The sequence below is a fragment of the Paenibacillus sp. MAH-35 genome, assembly GCF_058135425.1.
Genome location: NZ_JBYUPU010000006.1, coordinates 95,730 through 117,300, shown reverse-complemented (window position 1 = coordinate 117,300; position 21,571 = coordinate 95,730). Strand labels below are relative to the sequence as shown.

At 56.1% G+C, this 21,571-nt stretch carries 17 protein-coding genes; 2 read left to right on the top strand and 15 right to left on the bottom strand.

Annotated features, from left to right (window positions below):
- Positions 1-8: 8 nt before the first annotated feature.
- The 13 genes from murB to AC3Y2E_RS08420 all read right to left on the bottom strand — a co-directional run bounded on the left by murB (position 9) and on the right by AC3Y2E_RS08420 (position 16,949).
- Positions 9-914, bottom strand: a complete 906-nt coding sequence (gene murB, locus AC3Y2E_RS08480; protein WP_379209121.1) for a UDP-N-acetylmuramate dehydrogenase — start codon at positions 912-914, stop codon at positions 9-11.
- Between the two features lie 250 nt (positions 915-1,164).
- Positions 1,165-2,238: an undecaprenyldiphospho-muramoylpentapeptide beta-N-acetylglucosaminyltransferase gene (murG, locus tag AC3Y2E_RS08475; protein WP_379209119.1), complete on the bottom strand. Its 1,074-nt coding sequence runs from the start codon at positions 2,236-2,238 to the stop codon at positions 1,165-1,167.
- Positions 2,239-2,243: 5 nt separating this feature from the next.
- Positions 2,244-3,341, bottom strand: coding sequence for a stage V sporulation protein E (gene spoVE, locus AC3Y2E_RS08470; protein ID WP_332073034.1), 1,098 nt, complete (start codon positions 3,339-3,341; stop codon positions 2,244-2,246).
- 442 nt (positions 3,342-3,783) lie between these two features.
- A complete protein-coding gene (gene murD, locus AC3Y2E_RS08465) occupies positions 3,784-5,208 on the bottom strand; it encodes a UDP-N-acetylmuramoyl-L-alanine--D-glutamate ligase (RefSeq protein ID WP_379209116.1) in 1,425 nt (474 codons plus the stop codon).
- 17 nt (positions 5,209-5,225) lie between these two features.
- Positions 5,226-6,182, bottom strand: coding sequence for a phospho-N-acetylmuramoyl-pentapeptide-transferase (gene mraY / locus AC3Y2E_RS08460; protein ID WP_379209114.1), 957 nt, complete (start codon positions 6,180-6,182; stop codon positions 5,226-5,228).
- Between the two features lie 22 nt (positions 6,183-6,204).
- Positions 6,205-7,596 (bottom strand): UDP-N-acetylmuramoyl-tripeptide--D-alanyl-D-alanine ligase, encoded by a 1,392-nt coding sequence (locus tag AC3Y2E_RS08455; protein WP_379209111.1) that lies wholly within the window; start codon positions 7,594-7,596, stop codon positions 6,205-6,207.
- A complete protein-coding gene (locus tag AC3Y2E_RS08450; RefSeq protein WP_379209109.1) occupies positions 7,593-9,080 on the bottom strand; it encodes a UDP-N-acetylmuramoyl-L-alanyl-D-glutamate--2,6-diaminopimelate ligase in 1,488 nt (495 codons plus the stop codon). The genes AC3Y2E_RS08455 and AC3Y2E_RS08450 overlap by 4 nt, the downstream gene beginning before the upstream one ends.
- A 280-nt stretch (positions 9,081-9,360) precedes the next feature.
- Positions 9,361-11,289: a stage V sporulation protein D gene (locus tag AC3Y2E_RS08445; protein WP_379209106.1), complete on the bottom strand. Its 1,929-nt coding sequence runs from the start codon at positions 11,287-11,289 to the stop codon at positions 9,361-9,363.
- A 168-nt stretch (positions 11,290-11,457) separates the two neighbouring features.
- Complete coding sequence (locus tag AC3Y2E_RS08440; RefSeq protein ID WP_379209104.1) at positions 11,458-13,728, bottom strand: penicillin-binding transpeptidase domain-containing protein; 2,271 nt, start codon at positions 13,726-13,728, stop codon at positions 11,458-11,460.
- 25 nt (positions 13,729-13,753) lie between these two features.
- Complete coding sequence (locus AC3Y2E_RS08435; RefSeq protein WP_190926149.1) at positions 13,754-14,143, bottom strand: septum formation initiator family protein; 390 nt, start codon at positions 14,141-14,143, stop codon at positions 13,754-13,756.
- 48 nt (positions 14,144-14,191) lie between these two features.
- On the bottom strand, positions 14,192-15,151 hold the full coding sequence (gene rsmH, locus AC3Y2E_RS08430) for a 16S rRNA (cytosine(1402)-N(4))-methyltransferase RsmH (RefSeq protein ID WP_379209101.1): 960 nt from the start codon (positions 15,149-15,151) through the stop codon (positions 14,192-14,194).
- 79 nt (positions 15,152-15,230) lie between these two features.
- Positions 15,231-15,668, bottom strand: a complete 438-nt coding sequence (gene mraZ, locus AC3Y2E_RS08425) for a division/cell wall cluster transcriptional repressor MraZ (RefSeq protein WP_190926145.1) — start codon at positions 15,666-15,668, stop codon at positions 15,231-15,233.
- A 147-nt stretch (positions 15,669-15,815) separates the two neighbouring features.
- Positions 15,816-16,949, bottom strand: a complete 1,134-nt coding sequence (locus tag AC3Y2E_RS08420; RefSeq protein ID WP_379209098.1) for a DUF4349 domain-containing protein — start codon at positions 16,947-16,949, stop codon at positions 15,816-15,818.
- A gap of 341 nt (positions 16,950-17,290) precedes the next feature.
- On the opposite strand from AC3Y2E_RS08420, the gene AC3Y2E_RS08415 reads away from it, so the two are divergent.
- Together AC3Y2E_RS08415 and AC3Y2E_RS08410 are read left to right on the top strand one after the other, a co-directional pair.
- Positions 17,291-17,509 (top strand): hypothetical protein, encoded by a 219-nt coding sequence (locus tag AC3Y2E_RS08415; RefSeq protein WP_379209096.1) that lies wholly within the window; start codon positions 17,291-17,293, stop codon positions 17,507-17,509.
- Positions 17,510-17,527: 18 nt separating this feature from the next.
- Positions 17,528-17,857: a hypothetical protein gene (locus AC3Y2E_RS08410; protein WP_379209094.1), complete on the top strand. Its 330-nt coding sequence runs from the start codon at positions 17,528-17,530 to the stop codon at positions 17,855-17,857.
- Positions 17,858-18,526: 669 nt separating this feature from the next.
- Here AC3Y2E_RS08410 and AC3Y2E_RS08405 read toward each other — a convergent pair.
- Positions 18,527-19,795, bottom strand: coding sequence for an adenosylhomocysteinase (locus tag AC3Y2E_RS08405; protein ID WP_190926138.1), 1,269 nt, complete (start codon positions 19,793-19,795; stop codon positions 18,527-18,529).
- A gap of 49 nt (positions 19,796-19,844) precedes the next feature.
- Positions 19,845-21,479 carry a bacillithiol biosynthesis cysteine-adding enzyme BshC gene (bshC, locus tag AC3Y2E_RS08400; RefSeq protein WP_379209091.1) on the bottom strand — a complete coding sequence of 545 codons (1,635 nt, stop codon included), beginning with the start codon at positions 21,477-21,479 and terminating at the stop codon, positions 19,845-19,847.
- Positions 21,480-21,571: the final 92 nt, after the last annotated feature.

Here is a 21,571-nt window from a genome sequence, read left to right as displayed (position 1 = left end):
AACCTGCGTTACTTTTCCCCTGCGATCCATACTTCCGGCACTAGGGTGACGCCGAACTTTCCGAGTACAGTGCTTCGTATATGGTCCATCAGCTGCAATACATCATTCGCCGTCGCGCCTCCGGTGTTGATGATGAAGTTGGCATGTTGCGGCGACACTTCCGCCCCGCCTACACGGTAGCCTTTCAGCCCGGCCTCCTCAATCAGCTTCGCGGCAAACGTCCCCTCCGGATTGCGGAACGTGCTCCCGGCCGTCGCAAGCGTCAGCGGCTGGGTATGAATGCGGCGGGCTTTGTTGGATGCCATAGCGGCGGAAATTTCTTTCCGGTCTCCGTGCTTCAGCTCCAGGACGGCTTCCGTCACGATCCCGGGCCGCCTGTGGAGCAGCGAATGCCGGTATCCAAACTCCATCTCATCGTTACGCAGGCGTATCGTCTCTCCGGTTTCCAGTACAATTTCGGCTTCTTTGAGAATACGTGACATATCCGAACCGTGAGCCCCGGCGTTCATGTAGACGGCTCCGCCCACAGTGCCTGGAATGCCCCCTGCGAATTCCAGCCCGGTAAGTCCTTCTCTGCCGACCTTAACGCACAAGGGGATGAGTGACACAGCTCCGCCGGCCGTAACAACCTGATCGTCGAACCGGATCTGGTCGAGACCTTTGCCGAGCTTAATCACGAAGCCGCGTACGCCTTTGTCGGATACGAGCATATTGGAGCCGCGGCCGATCGTTATAAACGATTCGCCGTGCCGATGCAGGATGCGCATCGTCTCAGCCAGCTCCTCTTTGCCGTTCGGTACGACCAGAACGTCGGCGGGACCGCCGATCTTCCAGGTCGTGTAGTCAGCGAGCGGTTCGTTTTGCATCACTTCGCCTACTTGGGCAGCCTGCAAATCTTGGATTACCTGCAGCATGGGTGAACCTCCTTCACGGGAACGCCTTGGGACCTGCCTGAACGAACGTCGAACGTCTGCAGACGCGGGTACGCCCCTAGGGTCCGAACACTTCGAGAAATACGGTTATGTTTCCGCATCGTGCATATAGCGGTATCCCGGTGTCTGTCACGGTTATAGTGTATAGTATGTAAGAGGCCCGGATGTGTGACAAACGCCCATCTGTGCGGGCGCGGATAAGCGGGGCGCGGCTGCGGAGCGAGCATCGCGGTCAGCTCCGGGCCCCGGACAGCCGCTCGATCAGGGCGATGATTTGCAAGACGCTGTCCTGATTGGAATACGCGTTCATCCGGTTTATATAGGTTTCCCGCTGCTCGTACAGACAAAGCAAGCCGTCTTGCAGCGTATCGGACGTTAGTTGCTCCTCCTCCAGCACTTCGGAGAAGCCTTGGCTGCGGAACGATTCCGCGTTGAGGATCTGGTCGCCCCGGGAAGCGTTTTTCGACAGCGGAATAAGCAGCATCGGTTTGCGCAGCGATAAAAATTCGAAGATGGACGTCGAGCCCGAACGGGATACGACAACGTCGGCCATGGCCAGCAGATCGGGCAGCTCGGTCGTCACGTATTCGAATTGCCGGTAGCCGCGGACGCCGTTCAGCTGCGGGTCCGCATGGCCTTTGCCGCACAGATGTACGATCTGAAACGTCTCGAGCAGCCTGCTGAGTCCGCTCCGGACCGCTTCGTTGATCGCTCTCGCCCCGAGAGAGCCGCCCATAATGAACAATACCGGCTTCCGGCTGTGAAAATCGCAGAGCGAGAGTCCCTTCGCCTTGCTGCCGCGCTTCACCTCGTCGCGGATCGGCAGCCCCGTGCACTCCGCCTTGCCTCCGGGCATATGGCGCAGCGTCTCGGGGAACGTGACGCATATGTGCGAAGCGAATGGAACGGACAGCTTGTTGGCCAGCCCCGGCGTCATATCCGACTCATGGATGATGACGGGAATCCGGTTCATCCAGCCCGCCACGACAACCGGAACGGACACGAAGCCGCCTTTGGAAAAGACGACGTCCGGCTTCAGCTTGCGTATAGTCCGGTAAGCGTCGAAGACGCCCTTGATCACTTTAAACGGATCTTTGAAATTTTTCAGATCGAAGTAACGGCGAAGCTTTCCCGACGAGATCGGATGGAACGGAATGCGGGCTTCCTCAATAATGGTTTTCTCGATGCCGTCCGCCGAGCCGATGTAATTCACGTTCCAGCCGCTCTCGCGCAGTCTGGATATAAGCGCCAGATTGGGCGTTACATGGCCCGCCGAGCCTCCGCCGGTGAAGACGATCGATTTCATGGATGTCACCTCGCATAGCGGGAAATATTCAACAGCACGCCGATGGCGGTCAGCATAAGCGTCAGTGACGAGCCTCCTGCGCTGATGAGCGGCAGCGTAATTCCGGTTACCGGAAACATGCCGATAACGACGCCGATATTAATAATAACCTGGACTGCGATCATCCCGACGATCCCGACAGCCAGCAGGCTGCCGTACGAATCGGGAGCGGTAATCGCCGTCCGCATCCCTCTCCAGACGAGCAGCGCGAACAGCAGCAGGATCGTGGCTCCGCCGATAAAGCCCAATTCTTCGGCGATGATCGAGAAAATAAAGTCCGTCTGCGGCTCGGGCAAATAGCTGTACTTTTGCCGGCTCATGCCGAGCCCGAGTCCGGCCAGCCCTCCGGGGCCGATCGCGTATAAAGACTGAATCGACTGATACCCCGCTCCGAGCGGGTCCTGCCAAGGATCGAGGAAAGCGGTGATCCGCTTGAGCCGGTAAGGCGCCGCGGCGATCAGCCCGACAAACCCGGCCACCCCGACCAGAGCGAGGTACGATAAGTGCGAGATCCGGGCGCCTGCGGTGAAAATGATAAGCAGCGACGCACCGACAAGAACGACGCCCGTCCCGAGATCGGGCTGCAGCATAATCATCCCGAAAGCAAGCCCCATAATGCCGAGAGGCGGCACAAGCCCGCGCGTAAACTCGGTTATTTTCGACTGGTCCTCAGACAGCCATTTCGCCAAAAATACGATCATGCCCAGCTTCATAAACTCGGACGGCTGAATCCCGAGAGAGCCGATGCCGAGCCAGCTGCGCGCCCCGCCGCGGACAACCCCGATTCCGGGAATAAGGACGATAACGAGCAGCGCGAAACAGACGATGAGGCCGACTTTCGCATACTTTTTCCATACCCAGTAGTCGACGTTCATCGTAACAAACATCGCGGCTATGCCCAGAACGGCAAAAATCAGCTGGCGCTTCAAATAGTAATAATAGTCCCCATAGTCGTGAAAAGCCAAAACCGCGCTGGCGCTGTACACCATCACAACGCCGATCGTCAAAATAAGCAGTGTGGATATGAGAATCCACGGATCGGGAAACGAACGCACTTTAGACATCGCCGCATACCTCCATAGACGGGGGAGAATACGTAGAAACCGGCGCTTCACAAACCATGAATCGGCTTATTGGAGTTATGCTCTATAACTCTCCTAAGCACACGCCCTCTCTACTTCCTTCCCCACTCTTGGGCTTGTTTGCAGCGACTCTCTCCGCCGGAACTGCGGGAGGCGGTGCCGTTGCGGGCTGCAAGTACATTCAAACTTATATGAGAAACTGAAATGCCGAAGGATTGCAAGGATAGAGCGAAGAGTTTACGTCCCGCCTTTGAAAGGGTGTCCTGCCCTACCATCCATTCCAAGAGGACACCATTTCAACAAGCGGGCGAAGCCTATCCTTCAAGCCTGGACTTCCGATCATCATCTCTCATACAAGTTTGCACTATCGCAGCCGCACCAGCACGCCCCCACCCGGCGAACGGTCGATGTAAACAAGCCCTCTCTACAACTTATGCACCGACTCTTTAAACATGCGTCCCCGAATCTCGTAAGACTCGAACATATCCCAACTGGCGCAGGCCGGCGAGAGCAGCACGATATCTCCCGGTGCGGCCATAGACCGCGCCGTGCGGACCGCCTCGTCGAGCGTATCGGCTGCACTGTTCCCAGTATCGACCGATTTTACGGCGCTAATCCCTGCCTCCTCCGCCAGCCTGGCAAAGATATCGCGGGTTTCTCCCAGCGAAACGACCGCTTTCACCTTCTCGCGCAGCAGCGGCAGCAGGTCGCGGAAGTCCAGCTTCCGGTCCTGTCCGCCGGCGATCAGCACAATCGGCTGCTCGAAAGATTCCAGCGCCCTGATCGTAGCCAGCGAGTTGGTCGCTTTCGAATTGTTGTAGTACCCGATCCCTTCGCGCTCGGTTACGAATTCCAGACGGTGCTCAACGCCCCGGAACTCCCGGAGCGCCTTCACGACCGGCTCGAGTCCGGCTCCCGCCGACATGGCTACTGCGACAGCGGCCAGAGCGTTCTCGGCGTTGTGTTTGCCGGGAAGTCCAAGTTCCTTAACCGGCAGCACGACAGTTTCCTGACCGGCGGCATCGCGGTATACGATCCGATGACGTTCCGTGAGCGCTTCCTCCGGCGAGGCGAGCGGTGGATCGACAAATACACCGCGATGGAGCCGCTCCTTCATAGAAAACGGGACAAGCTGAGCACGGACGGTGCCCGCGATTCGTCTGCATTCCGGGTCGTCAAAATTGACTACCGCTACGTCTTCCGGCAGCTGGTTCGCAAACAGCTTCGCCTTCGATTCGATATAATCGTCCATCGTTCCATGATAATCGAGATGGGTCTCGCACAGGTTGAGCAGACAAGCAATGCGCGGACGGAACGACACCGTCCCCTTTAATTGAAAGCTGCTCAGCTCCACGACCATCCGGTTGTCCGGAGTTGCCTCCAGAGCCGCCTCGCATAAGGCGATTCCGATATTCCCGGCGATGATCGGCTTCAGGCCGGCATTTTCCAGCATAAGTCCGATCCAGGTCGTCGTGGTCGTCTTGCCGTTCGACCCGGTAATTCCGATAATCGGCGCTTCGCACGTATAGTTCGCCACCTCGACCTCGGTGACCACTTCGATGCCGAGACGCTCCGCTTCCTTAATAGGAGGAATGGAGTACGGAATGCCCGGATTTTTGACGACGAGCGCCACGCCCAGATGAATCAGCGTATCCGGATGACCCCCGCATAGAACAGAAATACCCAGAGCCGTTAGTTCGTCGGCCTCAGGGCATAAAGAGCGTTCCTTCATATCGTTAACCTTCACGGCGGCGCCGTGTTCGTGAAACAGCTTTGCCACCGTCACTCCGCTGCGCGCGAGGCCGAGGATGACGACTTCCCGGCCCCGGTAAAACTCGGGATGATTCATAGGTTTGCAACCCACCTTTATAAAGTAAACAGCGCAAGTGCCGCACAAGCGAGACCGGCCAGCCAGAACGTAAGAACAATGCGCCATTCCGACCATCCTACGAGCTCGTAGTGGTGATGGATCGGACTCATCTTGAACACGCGTTTGCCGCGCGTCTTAAAGGAAATGACCTGGATGACGACGGACAGCATCTCGATGACGAATACAGCGCCGATGATCAGAATCAGCAGCTCCGACTTCGTCAGCATCGCCGCGGCGGCGAGTCCGCCGCCGATTCCGAGAGAACCGGTGTCGCCCATAAACACTTTGGCCGGATGCGCGTTGAAGACGAGAAAGCCAAGCACCGCGCCAACCATAGCGGCCGAGAAAAAGGCGGTTTCCATCTCGGAGGTGACCATGGCGATAATCGTATAAGCGCCGAAGGCGATCGCGCTCGTTCCGGCCAGCAGACCGTCCAGTCCGTCCGTAAAATTCACTGCGTTCGACATGCCCAGCATCATGATGACGGCAAAAGGCACATACAGCCACCAGCCGAGCTCGAACGAGAAATCGGTGAACGGCACCGTCAGTTCGGTGCTGTGCCCGCTCCGATATAAAAGGTAACATACGACGCCAGAGAAAAACAACTGCCCAAACAATTTCTGCCTGGCGGTAAGTCCGAGCGAGCGTTTAAACAAAATTTTGATATAATCGTCCAAAAAGCCGATTAAGCCATATCCTAACGTGGCGACAATCAGGATAACCGCTTCCGCTGTTTTGTCGGAAAACCGTAAAAAGGCAATCGATAATGCGAGCAAGATGATCGTTCCGCCCATGGTCGGGGTTCCCGCTTTTTTCAGATGCCCTTGCGGACCGTCGGTGCGAATCTGCTGGCCGAACTTGAGCCGCCGCAGGATCGGGATGCAGATGGGCCCGAGAATAAGCGCGAGCACAAATGCGGCGCCCATTGTAAACAAGATAACACGTATATCCATGACAGTCGGTTCCCCCTCCCTTCTACAGCTGCTGTTCTATGAGGCGATGGACGACTTCTTCCAGCCGCATTCCTCTCGAGCCTTTCACCAGCACAATATCGTCCGGCTTCGCATACTCCGCAAGCAGACTGGCAAGCTGCTCCTTATCCTCGAACCAGCGGACCTGGCCTTCCGGGAAAAAGGGAGCCGCCGCATCCGCCGTATGTTTGGATAACGGACCGTACGTGAACACGCAATCGAAATGTTCGGACGACAGCGTCGCTCCGATCTCCGTATGGTATCGCACATCGTGCTCCCCGAGCTCCAGCATATCGCCGAGCACGACCAGTTTCCGGCCGAAGCCCGTCAAGTCGCGGAGCAGCTCGAGAGAGGCCAGCGTCGAAGCCGGACTCGAATTGTACGCGTCGTTCAGCACCGTCACTCCCGATACGCCCGTCAGCCGCTCGATCCGCATACCGGTCGGCTTCATGGACGACAGCCCCGCCGCGATCTCGGCGTCGGTCAGCCCGAAGTAACGTCCGATCGCAACGGCGGCCATGGCGTTGACCACATTATGTTTGCCGAGCAGAGGAATAGGAAAGACAGGCTCTTCCGCGCCGTTCACGGTAAACCTCGTTCCGTCTCCGTCGATCTCGATCCCGCTCGGCCACAGGTCGTTCCCTGCGCTTGCGCCGAACCGGACGACGTTCATGGACGCGGGCTTGCGAACATGCGGCAGCAGCCGGTCCAGCAGGGGCTCGTCGCCCAAATAGGCGAACACCCCGTCTTCCTTCAAGCCGCTCAAAATCTCCAGCTTCGCCTTTGCGATTCCTTCCCTCGAACCGAGGTACTCCATATGTGCCTCGCCGATCATCGTAATGACCGCCGCTTCCGGCTTGGCGATATGCGTCAGCAGCTCGATCTCGTGAAAGCCGCGCATTCCCATCTCCAATACGGCAAGTTCCGTCCGTTCATCCATCTGCAAAATCATCAGCGGCAATCCGATATCGCCGTTCAAATTGCCTTCCGTTTTATGAACGTTATATTTGACGGCCAGTACGGCCGCAATCATATCTTTGGTCGTCGTCTTGCCGTTGCTGCCGGTGATGCCCGTGATCCGGACAGGCAACTGCTCGCGGTACCGCGAAGCAAGCTGCTGCAGTGCCGCCAGCGCATCGTCGACGAGAATCGCCGGAACGCCTTCGGGAGGCTCGCCGCGGTCCCGCTGCCACAACGTGGCGGCAGCCCCTTTGTCGTAAGCTTCCTTCGCGTATTCGTGCCCGTCGAACCTCTCTCCGATAATCGGAACATACAAATTGCCGGCCTGAATCGTCCTCGTATCTTTGGATACGCCGCGGATGACGGCCGACTCTTCGCCGCAAACCGCCTTCCCGGCTACCATACGGGCGATTTCGCCGAACGTACGAATGATCACTTCGATCTACCCCTTATCGCTTCCTGGGCGACAAGCCGGTCGTCGAAATGATGCTGGACGCCGCCCACGATCTGGTATGATTCATGCCCTTTTCCCGCAATTAATACTACATCGTTCGGGCTTGCCATTTCAACTGCTTTATATATCGCTTCGCGTCGGTCGGCCAGAAGTTCGTACCGGTCCCGGCTGAGCCCCCCCTCCGTTATGCCCGGCTCGATATCGGCCAATATCGACTCCGGCGGCTCGGAACGCGGATTGTCGGAAGTGACGAACACATAGTCGCTGTAGCGGGCTGCTACACGGCCCATCGCAGGGCGCTTCGTCTTGTCGCGGTCTCCTCCGCAGCCGAAAACGGTAAGAATCCGGCCTTCACAAAACTCGCGGATTGTAGCCAGCGCATTTTCCAGGCCGTCCGGCGTATGCGCGTAATCGACGATAACGAGAAACTCGTGATCCCCTTCCACCGTCTCCATCCGCCCGGGGACGACGCTCACCCTATCCAGACTATTCGCTATGCTTGAAAGTGGAATCTGCTCCAGCAAAGTTGATGAAATGGCCCCAAGCGCATTGTATACGTTGAATTTGCCTACCAGTCTCATCTGAATTTCCGCCGTTTCCCCGAACGCCGATACGGTAAATCGCGTGCCTTTCGGCGACATCTTAATGTCGGTCGCCCGGACGTCGGCATCTTCGCCGAACCCGTAACGGATCACCTGCGCGCTTGTTTGCGATGCCAAATAATCGGAGGCATCGTCGTCGGCATTCAGCACCGCATACACGGCGTCGTCCGGATTCGAGGTGAACTCGTTGCCGAGCCGCGAGAAAAACAGTCCTTTGGCGGCCCGGTACTGCTCCATCGTTTTATGGAAATCAAGATGGTCCTGAGTCAGGTTCGTAAACAGGGCGGTCCGGAACTTGCAGCCCTTCACGCGTCCGAGCTCGAGCGCGTGACTCGACACTTCCATAACCGCGTATTGCGCTCCGGCGTCCCGCATCTTCCGCAAATTCATCTGCAGCTCGAGCGCCTCCTGAGTCGTTCGCTCCGCCTCGAACCATTCATCGCCGATCTTCATGCTGATCGTTCCCATCAGACCGGTCGGATAGCCGTTATCCCGCAAAATGGATTCGATGAGCGTCGTCGTCGTCGTTTTGCCGTTCGTGCCGGTGACGCCGATTAGCTTCATCTCCCGGCTCGGATAGCCATAATAAAAGCTGGCTGCTACCGCCATCGCGTACCGCGCATCCTTGACGAACAGTTTGGGAAGCTGGACCGGGACGTCCCGCTCCACGATCAGAGCGGCCGCACCGGCCTCAGCGGCTTTGGCGGCAAAATCGTGTCCGTCGCTGACGAGGCCCGGTATGCACAGAAACAAATCGCCCGGCCGCACTTTACGGGAGTCGGTCTGAATGCCGGTTACGACCGTATCCGCATCTCCCGTCAGCCGGGATGCGGCAAATAGAGAAGCGAACTGCCGAAGCTGCATAAATGTCCCCCCTTGAAGCCGTTATAGTAAAAAGGAATGGCTCTTCTATGAAACGTTGCATTGAACGCTGAGATTATGCTTTCGATGTGGTCATTTCACAGATATTCCGATTATACTCGGATTTTATCTGTGAAACGCCTAGCTTATGCTTCCGATGTGGCGATTCGTAGACATACAGAGCCTACTCTGTATGTCTACGAATCGCCTAGCCTATGCTTTCGAAGCCGCGTTTCTTTCAGAAACGCCTTAACTATTATAGACCAAAACCTACCCCTTGCAATCACGATTCTGGGTGATTTCCCATATAAATCCGAATCGTAGTGCCCTGTTCCACACGGTCGCCCGCCTTAGGAGCCTGGCTGATCACTTCCTCGCCGCTGCCGAACTTCTCCAGCCGGAAGTTCATATTCATATTCTCATACAAATCGCTGACCGAATGTCCGATCAGATTCGGCACTTCCACGAGCTTCGTCTCGCCGTACCGGTATTCCCGCTCGATCTGGTCTTTGCGGGGCTCAACGCCCATGTAACGCAGCGCATCGCTCATTACGTTTTTGACGATCGGAGCGGCGACGAGACCGCCGAACTGAATGCCTGCCGGATCGTCGACCGCCACATAGATCACGATCTTCGGATCGTCCGCCGGCGCAAAGCCGATAAACGAGACGATATGCTCATCCGGCGAATAGCGTCCGTTAATGACTTTTTGCGCCGTACCCGTTTTGCCGCCGACCCGGTAGCCGTCTACAAACGCCGGCCGTCCCGTTCCTTTGGCCACTACGCTTTCCAGTGCTTCGCGCACCTGCTTCGAGGTCGACTCGGAGATCACCTGACGGACCAGTTCGGGCTCTACACTATTCACTTTCTCGCCGGTTTCCGGATTGTACCACGCTTTGGCCACGTGCGGCCTGAACAGCTTGCCGCCGTTAATCGCGGCCGACACGGCGGTAATTTGCTGAATCGGGGTAACCGAGACACCTTGGCCGAACGAAGTCGTCGCAAGCTCGACGGGGCCGACCCGGGACAGCTTGAACAAAATGCCGTTTTCTTCTCCGCCGATATCGATGCCGGTCTTCTGCCCGAAGCCGAAGCGGCGGATATAATCGAACAGCGATTCCTTGCCGAGCCGCTGTCCCATCACCACAAAGCCCGGGTTGCACGAATTCTCGACCACTTGCAGAAACGACTGGCTGCCATGTCCGCCCCGCTTCCAGCAGCGGAGTCTGGCGCCTCCCACTTCGATAAAGCCCGGATCGTAGAAATGCTCGTTTTTCAAATCCACTTTTTTCTCTTCCAAAGCGGCTGCCAGCGTAATGATTTTGAATGTCGATCCCGGCTCGTACGTCATCCAGATCGGCAAATTGCGATTATACACCTCGGAAGGAAAGTCGCGAAAGTTCGTCGGATCGTACGTCGGCCGGCTTGACATCGCGAGAATTTCACCGGTATTCGGGTCCATCGCGATGCCGATCGCGTTTTTCGCCTGATGCTGGACCATCGCCTGATCTAGCTCGCGTTCCAGAAAAGACTGAATGTTTTTGTCGATCGTCAGTTGCAGGTTAAGACCGTCTTTGGGCGGGATGTACTGCTCCGACGTACCCGGCATGTAGCGCCCCGCCGCGTCGCTCAAATACGACACGCTTCCGTTAATGCCCCGCAGCTCCGCATTATAAGCCGCCTCGACTCCGGTCAATCCCTGGTTGTCAATCCCGGTAAACCCGAGAATATGGGAAGCGAACGAGCCGAACGGATAATACCGCTTATTGTCCTCGGCCACCTCGATACCGGGCAAATTCAGCTCCCGGACTTCCCGCGCCCTCTCCTCGGTCATTTTACGCCCGGCCGGCCGGATATAGACGCTGGATTGCTTTTTTGTAATCGTCGCGTAAATCTCGTCTTCATTCATTTGCAGCACACGGCCCAGCTCCCTCGCCGTGCCGCGCGCGTCCTGGATCTGGGCGGGAATTGCCAGGACGGACGGAGAACTGACGTTGTAAGTCAGACGCACTCCGCTCCGGTCCAAAATATCGCCCCGCTTTGCCGCGAACGGTATGTTGCGGCGCCACGAATCTTCCGCCTTCTGCGCCAAATCCCCGCCGATCCATAGCTGGACGTAAGCCAGACGCAGAACAAGTGCGGCAAAAATAATCCCGCTTCCGAGAAGCGCAATAAACAATCTGCGACGAACGGTAACACTGGATACTTTCACGAAGAGAGCCCCCCTCACGCTTTCCTCCGAAATCGACAGCCGCAGCTCGTACGCCTTCCTTTTTCGGATCAAGCTTGCTAGATCTTATCTGCAGAAATAGCTAGAACGTTTCATAACATAGCTATTCCTGGGTGAGGGGGGTTAGAACAAGCTCTTTCGCTAGCTTTCTTACTGTTTTTTGTCCGTCTTTTGCTTTGGATCGCTATTTTTCGCAGAATTGGCTGGCTGCTGTTTGTTCGCGGTTTCGGTTTTGGCCGCCAATTTGGCCGCCTCCGCCTTCGCTTTCTCCAGATCGATCCAAGGAACGAGCTGAAGCACCGCGACTTGTTGTCCGCCTTCGTCTGCAGATAACGTTTGCGAGGCGACATAACCTTCGCCGGTCACCTGGCAGTTCACTTTCAGAAACGAGCAGACGGCGAGGGCGTCTCGCAGCGATTTGCCCTGCAGGTTAGGCAGATCCATCCCCGCCTTCTCCTCGGTTACCAAATAGATTCGTTGCGTCGGTCCGATTTCCGTACCGCCTTCGGGAAATTGGGCTACAACGGACGCCCCTTTGCCCAGCACATCGTACTTGATTTTCGAATCACCCAGATCTTTCTTCGCTTCTATAAGCAGTTTGCCTTCCACTTGGGGGGCGACCACTTTTTTGTCGATACCCGACAGTTCCTGCTTGACGGTTGCCGAGACGTTCATATAACGCAAGCTTTGCGTTACGATTTCTTTAAATACGGGAGGAGCGACCAGACCGCCGTTATGGTAATTCCCGTGCAGTTCCGGCTCGTCGGCCAGTACGAGAACCACAATTTTCGGATCTTCGACCGGCGCGTATCCGACGAACGTAATCAGCCATTTTTCCGTCGAATATTTGCCGTCGATAACCTTTTGCGCCGTTCCCGTCTTGCCGGCTACCCGGTAGCCTTCGATATAAGCATTTCTTCCCGTACCGATCTCCTGATCGGATACGACCTGCTCCAAATATTCCGTTACTTTCGCTGCCGTTTGCGGCGATACGACTTGACGAATTTCTTTCGGCTCGAACGTTTGAACCGGCTCGTTCGTTTTCGGATCGAGTACGGCTTTGACGATGTGCGGCTGCATCATCTTACCGCCATTGGCGATCGCGGCATATGCGGCGATCTGCTGAATCGCCGTAACCGAGACGCCTCCTTGCCCGTACGTAGCGGTTGCGTAATCGACAGGATAATTGAAACGCACCAGACCTTTTGTTTCTCCGGGAATATCGATGCCCGTTCTCTCTCCGAAGCCGAATCGCGTAATATATTCCTTCAGCTTGTCCGGCTTCAGCTTCTCGTAGCCCAGCTTGACGAAAGCAACGTTACTGGAACGCTTTAATCCTTCGAGATACGAAATTTTGCCCCAGCCTTTCAAATTATGGTCTTTCAGCGTCCGGTCATAAACGGCGATCCCGCCGGACTGGAACTTGTCGTTCGGATCGAACAGTCCTTCTTCTATGGCGCCCGCAAGAGTTACAAGCTTAAACGTCGATCCCGGCTCGTACTGCGAGCCTACGGCATGGTTGTAGAAGTTTTTCGTTTCCGACTCCCAATATCTGGACGGATTAAAGGTCGGCATGTTAGCCATACCGAGGATTTCCCCCGTTTTGGGGTTCATCGCCACGACCGTCATGCTTTTCGGCTTCCATTCGTTATACGACTTCTCCAAAGCGGTCTCGATATACGACTGGATATTCCGGTCAATCGTCAACTGCAGCGTCTTGCCGTCCTCGGCCGGCTCGTAGCTGGCTTTCGCGTCCGGCAGCTCGTAGCCCATCCGGTCTTTCGTCGTACTGATATGGCCGGGCTTGCCCGTCAGCAGCTCATTGTAGGCGGCTTCGAGCCCCATCACCGCTTTGCCGTTTTTGTCGAAATACCCGAGCACGTGGGAAGCCATCGATCCCGCCGGGTAGTACCGTTTCTGCGATTCTTCCAAATACACGCCGTGGGTGTACAGATTGGCTTGCTTATTGATCGGTTCGGGCAAGTTAAGCGCCTTGGCGATCCGGTCGGCCGTCTCGGCGTCAATCTTCCAGCCTTCGCTTCGTACTTCCACCCAACTGGACAACTCACCGTCCTTATTTTGCTTCGTAACCATTTCCATCAGTTCGTTTTCCGGTTTGTTCAAAATGCTCGACAGCACTTGGACAACCGTCTGGGCGTTTTTGAGCTTATCGATCGCCGTCGGGTTTACGATGACCGTATACGAAGCGCCGTCCTCGGCGAGAACCTGATTGTACCGGTCGACGATCGATCCCCGGACCGGCTGAAGGATTTTGTTGCGCTCCCACATCGCCTGCGCTTTTTTGATCAGTTCTTTAGCGTCTACGACTTGAACCCAATAAATTTTACCGATAAGGACAATAAAAAATAGGGTGAACAATCCCCCTATCAGCAGTGTGCGCAGTTTTACTTTTCTATTCATGGCCCGGTCCTCTCACTCGTATTCATTAGCGACTATCGCCGGCGGGGGACTTTCTCTCGGTCAACTGGTTCAGCTCTTCGTTCGGGACAAGTCCGAGCGACTTTCCTTGATCGAGCAGTTTTTTCGGGTCTTGATATTTCGTGATCTCCATCTTCAGCTTGTTGTTTTCAATTTGCAGCGCCTTGACTTCACTCTCTATCTTTTGAATTCTCGTATTCATTTCATAGATTTGAGCGTAACGCCATATGATGACACCCGCCACCACGACGCATACGATGACGGTAAATAAATACAGCAGCTTCTCCTGAACCGGAATCGATTTCCGTTTGACCACGACTTTCTTCTGGTCTTGTCCTTTCGGCTTTTTGACGGGTTTCCGTTCAATCGCCAAGTTTCCGTTGATATATGCCGACACGCGGGTGTCATCCTCCTTCGGGCGTTCCCCTGGTTATATTCATGCAGATTAGACGTCCAGCTTCTCCGCCACTCTCAGCTTCGCCGATCTCGCTCTCGAATTGCGCTGCAGCTCCTCGTCCGAAGGCAGCAGCGGCTTGCGGTGCACAAGCCGGACGATCCCCTTGGTGCCGCAGACGCACATCGGGAAATCGGGCGGACACGTGCATTTTTCTACATATTTGGCGAAGGCGTGCTTACAGATCCGGTCCTCGAGCGAATGAAACGTTATCACCGCTACACGGCCGTGCGGAGCGAGACACTGGATCGATTGCTCCAGCGCATCCTCGAACGCGCCCAGCTCATCGTTCACGGCGATTCGCAGCGCCTGAAAGCTGCGCTTGGCCGGATGAGGGCCCGTTCTTCTCGCGGCTGCGGGGATCGCTTCTTTAATCAGCTCCACCAGTTGGCCCGTTGTCTCGATGGGACCCGCCTTCCGTGCTTCTTCAATCGTTCTTGCGATCTTGCGCGAAAACTTCTCTTCCCCGTACTGGAACAGGATGCGGGCAATGTCCTCCGCGCTCCATTCGTTAACGATCTCGCGTGCGGTCAAATCGGAATCCCGGTCCATCCTCATGTCGAGCTCGGCGTCATGGTTGTAGCTGAATCCGCGGTCCGCTTCATCCAGCTGCGGCGACGATACGCCCAGATCGAACAAGATCCCGTCCACCTGCGGCACTCCGTCCTTCTTCGGAACGAAATCAAGGCGGCCCAGTACACTCCGCAAATATCTGAAATTGCTCTTAACCATATGTACCCGTTCACCGAACGGAGCCAGCGCGATTCGGCCGTTCTCCAGGGCGATATCGTCCTGGTCGAAGGCGATCAGCCGGCCTTGCTCTCCCAGCCTGGAAGCGATCAGCGAGCTATGGCCCGCCCCGCCCATCGTGCAGTCTACATAGATGCCGTCAGGCCGGATCGCCAGCGCTTCTACCGATTCTTCCTTTAATACCGTCACATGCTCGAACAAGCTGCGCCCTCCCGTAAGTCCGGCGCAGCGATTGCCAGCCGGACGATTCTATCGTACGAAATGTGTAAAATCGACAAGGTTACAGATCAAAATTGAAGTCGACGAGCTTCTCCGCAATCTCATTAAACGACTCCTCCGACTGCTCATAATAGCTTTCCCAAACTTGCTTGCTCCAAATCTCCACCCGGTTCGAGACTCCCAATACGACGCAGTCCTTGTCCAGCTTGGCGTATTCGCATAAGTTTCTCGGGATATTGATGCGGCCTTGCTTATCCAGCTCGCATTCGGTTGCGCCGGAGAAGAAAAACCTTGTGAACGCGCGGGCGTCCGCCTTCATAAGCGGCAAGCTTTTGAGCTTCTGCTCGAGTACGGCCCACTCTTCCCTGGGATATACGAACAAGCAGTTATCGAGCCCGCGGGTGACGATGAACGCGGCTCCGAGAGCTTCGCGGAACTTGGCGGGAACGATCATTCGACCTTTGTCATCGACCGAGTGCTGGTATTCCCCCATGAACATCCGCTAGTCTCCCCCTTCCCGCCACTTTCACCCACTTTTCACCACTCTGACTTGTTATTCTCCATAGACAAATAAAATCCTGCCGCAAGCAGCAGGATTTTTGAAATAATTTATCAATTGTTTTCAATTTGTACAAGTCGGCTGCGCTTACGCATCGGAGGCCGGCGGCTTGCGGTCGTTATTCGCATCCCGATCCGCTTCTGCATCGGACTCGATCTGGGACAGGTTTTGCCTGCGGATCGATCTGGAACGTTCTTCCAGATCTTTCATGCGGGCTCTCCGTCTCCGGTAGATGATAGCTGCCGGTATGCCGACTACGGCAAGCACCGCAAGTACCGGAAGCGCCCCGGCGAGCACGATTACAACCCCTTGCAGGAAACCAAGCACAACCTTGGCGCTGCCTTTCAGCGCTTTGGCCAGCTTGCTTGCAAACCCGCTCTCCTGCGCCTTCTCGGCTTCAACCTTCGCTTTCTCGATTTTCTGATACAGCCGGATCTCCACGGTCGAATAAGCGACGTTCTGCTCCAAATAACGCATCCGGCCTTTCAACCGCTCGACTTCGGTCTGAACGGTCTCGATCTGCTTCGAGAACGCCACCAGATCTTCGCTTTTGGTCGCTTTGTCCATAAAGGAGAACAGCCGCGCCAGCTCCGCTTCTCTTGCCTTCAGCCGCGAGGTCAGGTCCACATATTCTTCCGTAACGTCCTGGCCTTGTACGCTGCGCTGGATCGACTTTGGCTTCATCTTCTCCAGATCGGCCAAAAATCCGGAGAACCCTTTGGACGGCACCTTCACGACGAGGATGCCGCTTTGCTCGTAGTCGGTCCGGTTTTCGGAAAACTGGAGCAGGTAACCGCCGGACAAATGAACCAGGTTGTTAATCTCCGTATGGGCGCTGCCGTACTCCGCTACCTCCATCGTCACATTCGCTTTGTAGATGATTTGCCGGTCGATGGCGGCGGGTTGCTGCCCGGCTGGAGAGGCACCCGGAACCGAAGCTGGCGCTCCCGCCCCGGATTGAACGTTCGTCATACCGGATGTTGCTTGGGCGCCGTCTGCTCGCTCCGTCGCTCCTCCCGCTGTCGTACCGGAATCGTTGGCATTGAAAAGCTGGGCCGATTCCTGTTTGGCTGCCATCGCCGGTGCCGGAGCCGGCTCCGAATTCATCGCCTGGTCGGGTGCCTCCTTCGCCGACCCGCACCCGGCCAGCAAGCCGACGGCCAGCAGACAACCCGCCAGCAAAACGGCTCCCGTCTTACGTCCCCTTCTGAATCCGCTCAAATCTATTCCCCCTAGATCTGCCCTATTTTGACAGCGTGAACCGCAGATGAAAGCGCCGCCACTCCCTAAACGAGTCAAATCCGCTTAAGGTTGCAAAGATTTGGAAAAAAAGAGACGGCAAAATATGAAACTTGCAGAGGGGGTTGGGGTTGGGGTTGGGGTTGGGGTTGGGGTTGGGGTTGGGGTTGGGGTTGGGGTTGGGGTTGGGGTTGGGGTTGGGGTTGGGGTTGGGGTTGGGGTTGCTGAGCAATCCGTACGGATTCTCTCTCCCGGCGAATAAAGTCCCCTCTGTTATGGGATAACAATATTGGGAACGATATCGACTTAAAGGAGTTTTGCGCGTGATCACGTACCTCGCCTGGCTTATTGTGCTTGTATCGGCTGTCGGCTTCGTACTTACCGTTATCGCGGGCCGAAAGCAGCGAGAAGGCAGGTTCGACCAAAATACGAATGCGACAACCGCCAAGCATCCGTTTCTGGCGAATCCGATCGTAATCGCTTATGTGGTGTTTCCTGTCCTGGCGGTGGTCGCCGCCGTCATGCTTTGGTTGTATGTATAATGAAGGGAGTGTTACCCGGTGGATAAGAAAAAATACTACGTCTCGGTTCAGGCCGGATCTGTGCTGGAGAATCAAGGCGACGCCGCGTACGAGTTCGAGATCTTCGCAACGGAACCGGAAGTGGACGATTTGATCGAACGGTTCGGGATGCTGAGCGATCAGGACAACGCTTCGGGCTTTCGCGCCCATCTGCCGGGCGTGCCGTATCATCAGGATGCCGAACACGACGGCTACGATTATGTGCTGACCGAAGTGTACCGGAAGCTGTACGAGCTCGGTACGGAGGAGACGAAGCATACGATCGCCGGCATGGGATCGATCGGGGAGCAGGATCGTCCGGTCCCTTGACGGCCGCTTCTCCTGTCGGCGAATCTGCTGTGAAATACGAAGTAGAAAACCGTCCGGCAAGCGTTCCGGACGGTCCTTTGACATGCAAACCCATACGTCTGTGCATGGAAGGGAACCGGTCCCATCGCTCCAGCCAGTCATTGATAAGGGTGTTGCCGGAACAACTCGACTTCGAATGATGCCGACGCCCGTAAGCAAGTTTCTTTCGAACCGATCGCGTTGGGCTTCACGGAGACGACATCTGTACAAGCTACCTAACCACATAAGAGTCTCTCGCACCCTCTATTTTCGGCATCTTGGAAGGAAATATACAAATAAAGGCAGTTTGTACCCCTTATTTCCACCACTTGAAGGGGTCTGTGCCTATTTCGCGGATATTTAGAAGCTGCAAACCGCTCTTATTCCACGCCCAATCCGGTTTTCGGACCAAAAAAAAGCTGCAAACCACTCCTATTCGCTTCCCCCTCCCCCTAGCCATAAGCAGGGCAGAAAGCCGAACGGCCACGATAAAAACCATAAGCAGCTTGCGACAGTGGCTGACTCGACGACATCAGGAAGGAAACTCTTTTCCGCTTTACCATGGTGAATCACTTAAACTCCTGATCTTGTGACAAAAGCCCCTCCTGGGATCAGGAAGGGCTTGGTTTAGGTTCGGATTACAGCCGGAGATTAATGCTCCACCCAGCTGTCGAGGTACGATTTTTGCTCTTCGGTCAAGCTGTCAATGCCGAAGCCGAGCGATTCCAGCTTGAAGCGAGCAACCTGCTCGTCCAGCTCGTATGGAACGTTCACGACTTTGCTGCCGATTTCTTTGTACATGTCGTTTACGTATTTGAGCGACATCGCTTGCAGCGCGAACGTCATGTCCATAATCTCGGCCGGATGTCCGTCGCCAGCCGCGAGGTTGACCAGACGGCCTTCCGCCAAAATGTAGATTTTGCGGCCGTCTTTCAGCGCATACTCTTCGATATTGCGGCGTACCGTACGTTTGGAAGACGACAAAGCTTCCAACTCCGGCTTGTTCACCTCTACGTCGAAGTGGCCTGCGTTGGACAAGATGGCGCCGTCCTTCATCACTTCGTAATGCTCGCCGCGGATAACGTCGCGGTTGCCTGTTACCGTTACGAAGAAATCGCCGACCTTGGCAGCTTCAACCATCGGCATAACGGCGAAGCCGTCCATGTACGCTTCCACCGCTTTGATCGCGTCGATTTCGGTAACGATGACGTTGGCTCCGAGACCTTTGGCGCGCATCGCTACGCCTTTGCCGCACCAGCCGTATCCGACGACTACGACCGTTTTGCCCGCTACCACCAGGTTTGTCGTCCGGTTGATGCCGTCCCAAACCGATTGGCCCGTACCGTAACGGTTGTCGAACAAATATTTACAGAAGGCGTCGTTAACCGCCACCATCGGGAATTTCAATTGGCCTTCTTTCTCCATCGCTTTCAGTCGGAGAATCCCGGTCGTCGTTTCTTCCGCGCCGCCGCGAACTTGCGCGAGCAGATCTTGACGCTCCGAGTGCAAAATCGTTACGAGATCGCCGCCGTCGTCGATGATCAGGTCCGGTTTCGTTTCCAGGGTATGAATGAGCAGCTGCTTGTACTCTTCCGGAGAAGGATTGTACTTAGCGAATACCGTAATGCCGTCTTCGACGAGAGCCGCGCACACGTCGTCCTGGGTGGACAGCGGATTGCTTCCCGTGATCGTTACTTCAGCGCCGCCGGCTTGCACCACTTTGGCGAGATAAGCGGTTTTCGCTTCCAGATGGAGCGAGATCGCCACTTTCAAACCTTTGAACGGCTGTTCTTGCTCAAAACGTTCGCGGATCCGGTTCAATACCGGCATATGAGCTTGTACCCAGTCAATTTTCAGGTGACCGTCCTTAGCCAGGGACAGATCGGTAATAATCGAGTTTTGTTGTGCCTTTGTGCTCATTCTAATAATGGCCTCCTTGAATGTAGGTTGATTCTTTGGCTCTATCCGCTTAAAAGTATACAATCCGGTGATCGCCGTCGCTGGATAGCGGTTCTTCGGCCAACTGCTGCAGCCAGCCGCCGCCGTATTTCACCCAGTACTGAAACACATTATACACTCTCTCCTGCGGCTTGCCCAGCGGCAGTACCGATTGACGAATCCGTTCCCAGTGACGCAAGGACGTCTCGTGCTGGGAGCGGAAAGCGTCCGCCGCCTTCGCTTCGAGAAATTCGATCTGCTCGACGATCTTGCTCCGATTCGTCTCCGCAAGCTTCTTCAGCCCCGGATTCAGTCCGGCCACCGTATCCACAACCGGGCCGTACAGATCACCGAACTTCGCCTTCGCATCCGCGAACAGCTTCTCCACCTCAAGCGAGCCCTGGGCCGCCAGCCAGCCGTTCATCTTGTCGTCCAGACGGCGTACGACATCGTCGAACTCAAGTCCGAACTTGCCCATCTGCTTCTGAATCGTCCCTTCGAGCAGCGTAAACTCCAGTCTCGGGACGAGCGTCGGCATCCTTAAGCCGAACAGCCGGAACGCTTCGCGGAGCAAGCCCCAGTACGCGATCTCGGAAGGACCCAGCACCGTAGACAAGACGGGAAACAAATAGTCCTGCATCAGCGGTCTCGTCACGACGTTGTTGCTGAGCCTGTGAGGCTCAGCCTCGGCCAGCCGCTCCAGTTCCTGCGTTGTGAACGACACCGTCCCCTTCCGGTCCACGAACAATCCGTCCCGGCGGTACAGCAAGATTCGCTCTCCCGCTTCATCGTAAACGAACAAGTGCGCCTGATCGGGGTGAAGCTCGACTTGAGCTTTGTACCCTTCCGCTTCAAGACGGTCCTTGGCCTGCATCACGGCCTCGCTCAGTTCGGCTTGCCTTGCGGCGATCGAACGGAACAATCCGGACTCCAGCCGCCTGAGCGAAGGGTCGTCGGAATCGACGAAGACAAGGCCGTGCTCCCCGAACAGCCAGGCGAGCGTCCGGGCGAATTGGTCGGTCAAGCTGTCCGAATCCGCGAGGATCGCCCGGAGCTTCTCCATCAGAACCGGCTTGAACTCGGTATTCATCAGCGTTTGTTCGAGCTGCGCAAGGGCATCGTCCCAGGCTTCCTTCGGCACGTTCCACCTGCTGACCGAAGTTTTGACCCCCGCTTCCGCATTCAGCTTGATCTTATGTACGGCGAGCGTATCGGAGAGCACGTAGGTATGGTTGACCTCGTCTACGTCATGATCCTCTCCGGCGATCCAGAAGACCGGTACGACTTCCCTGCCGAGTCTCGCGGACGCTCTGCGGGCTTCCGTCAAAATCGTGATCGCCTTGTAGAGCACGAGCAGCGGCCCAGTGAACAATCCCGCCTGCTGGCCGCCCGCCACGACGAGCGTTCCGCGATCCCGCAGCGATTCGATCCGATCGAGCGCCGCGGCTGCGTTCCCGATCTTCTTATTATAGGCGAGCAGCGTCCGAACGAGCTCTTCCCGATCCGCCTCCGGCCTGTCTTCCCTGTCCAGCCAGGCAACCCGTTCCCGTTCTCCGGATTCCTCCCAAGGGTTAAACTCGTACAGAGAAGCTACAGATGCGAAATCATGTATGTAATCCCGCGTAATCGGTTGTCCGGGCGCCCATCGGTAACGTTCCATTTTCATAGCGGCAACCCCTCGTCGTAAGATGTCGTGCATTTTTCGCGGCAAAACTACTTCGATTGTACACGTCCGGACCCGATTCGTCAAAAAAAGAT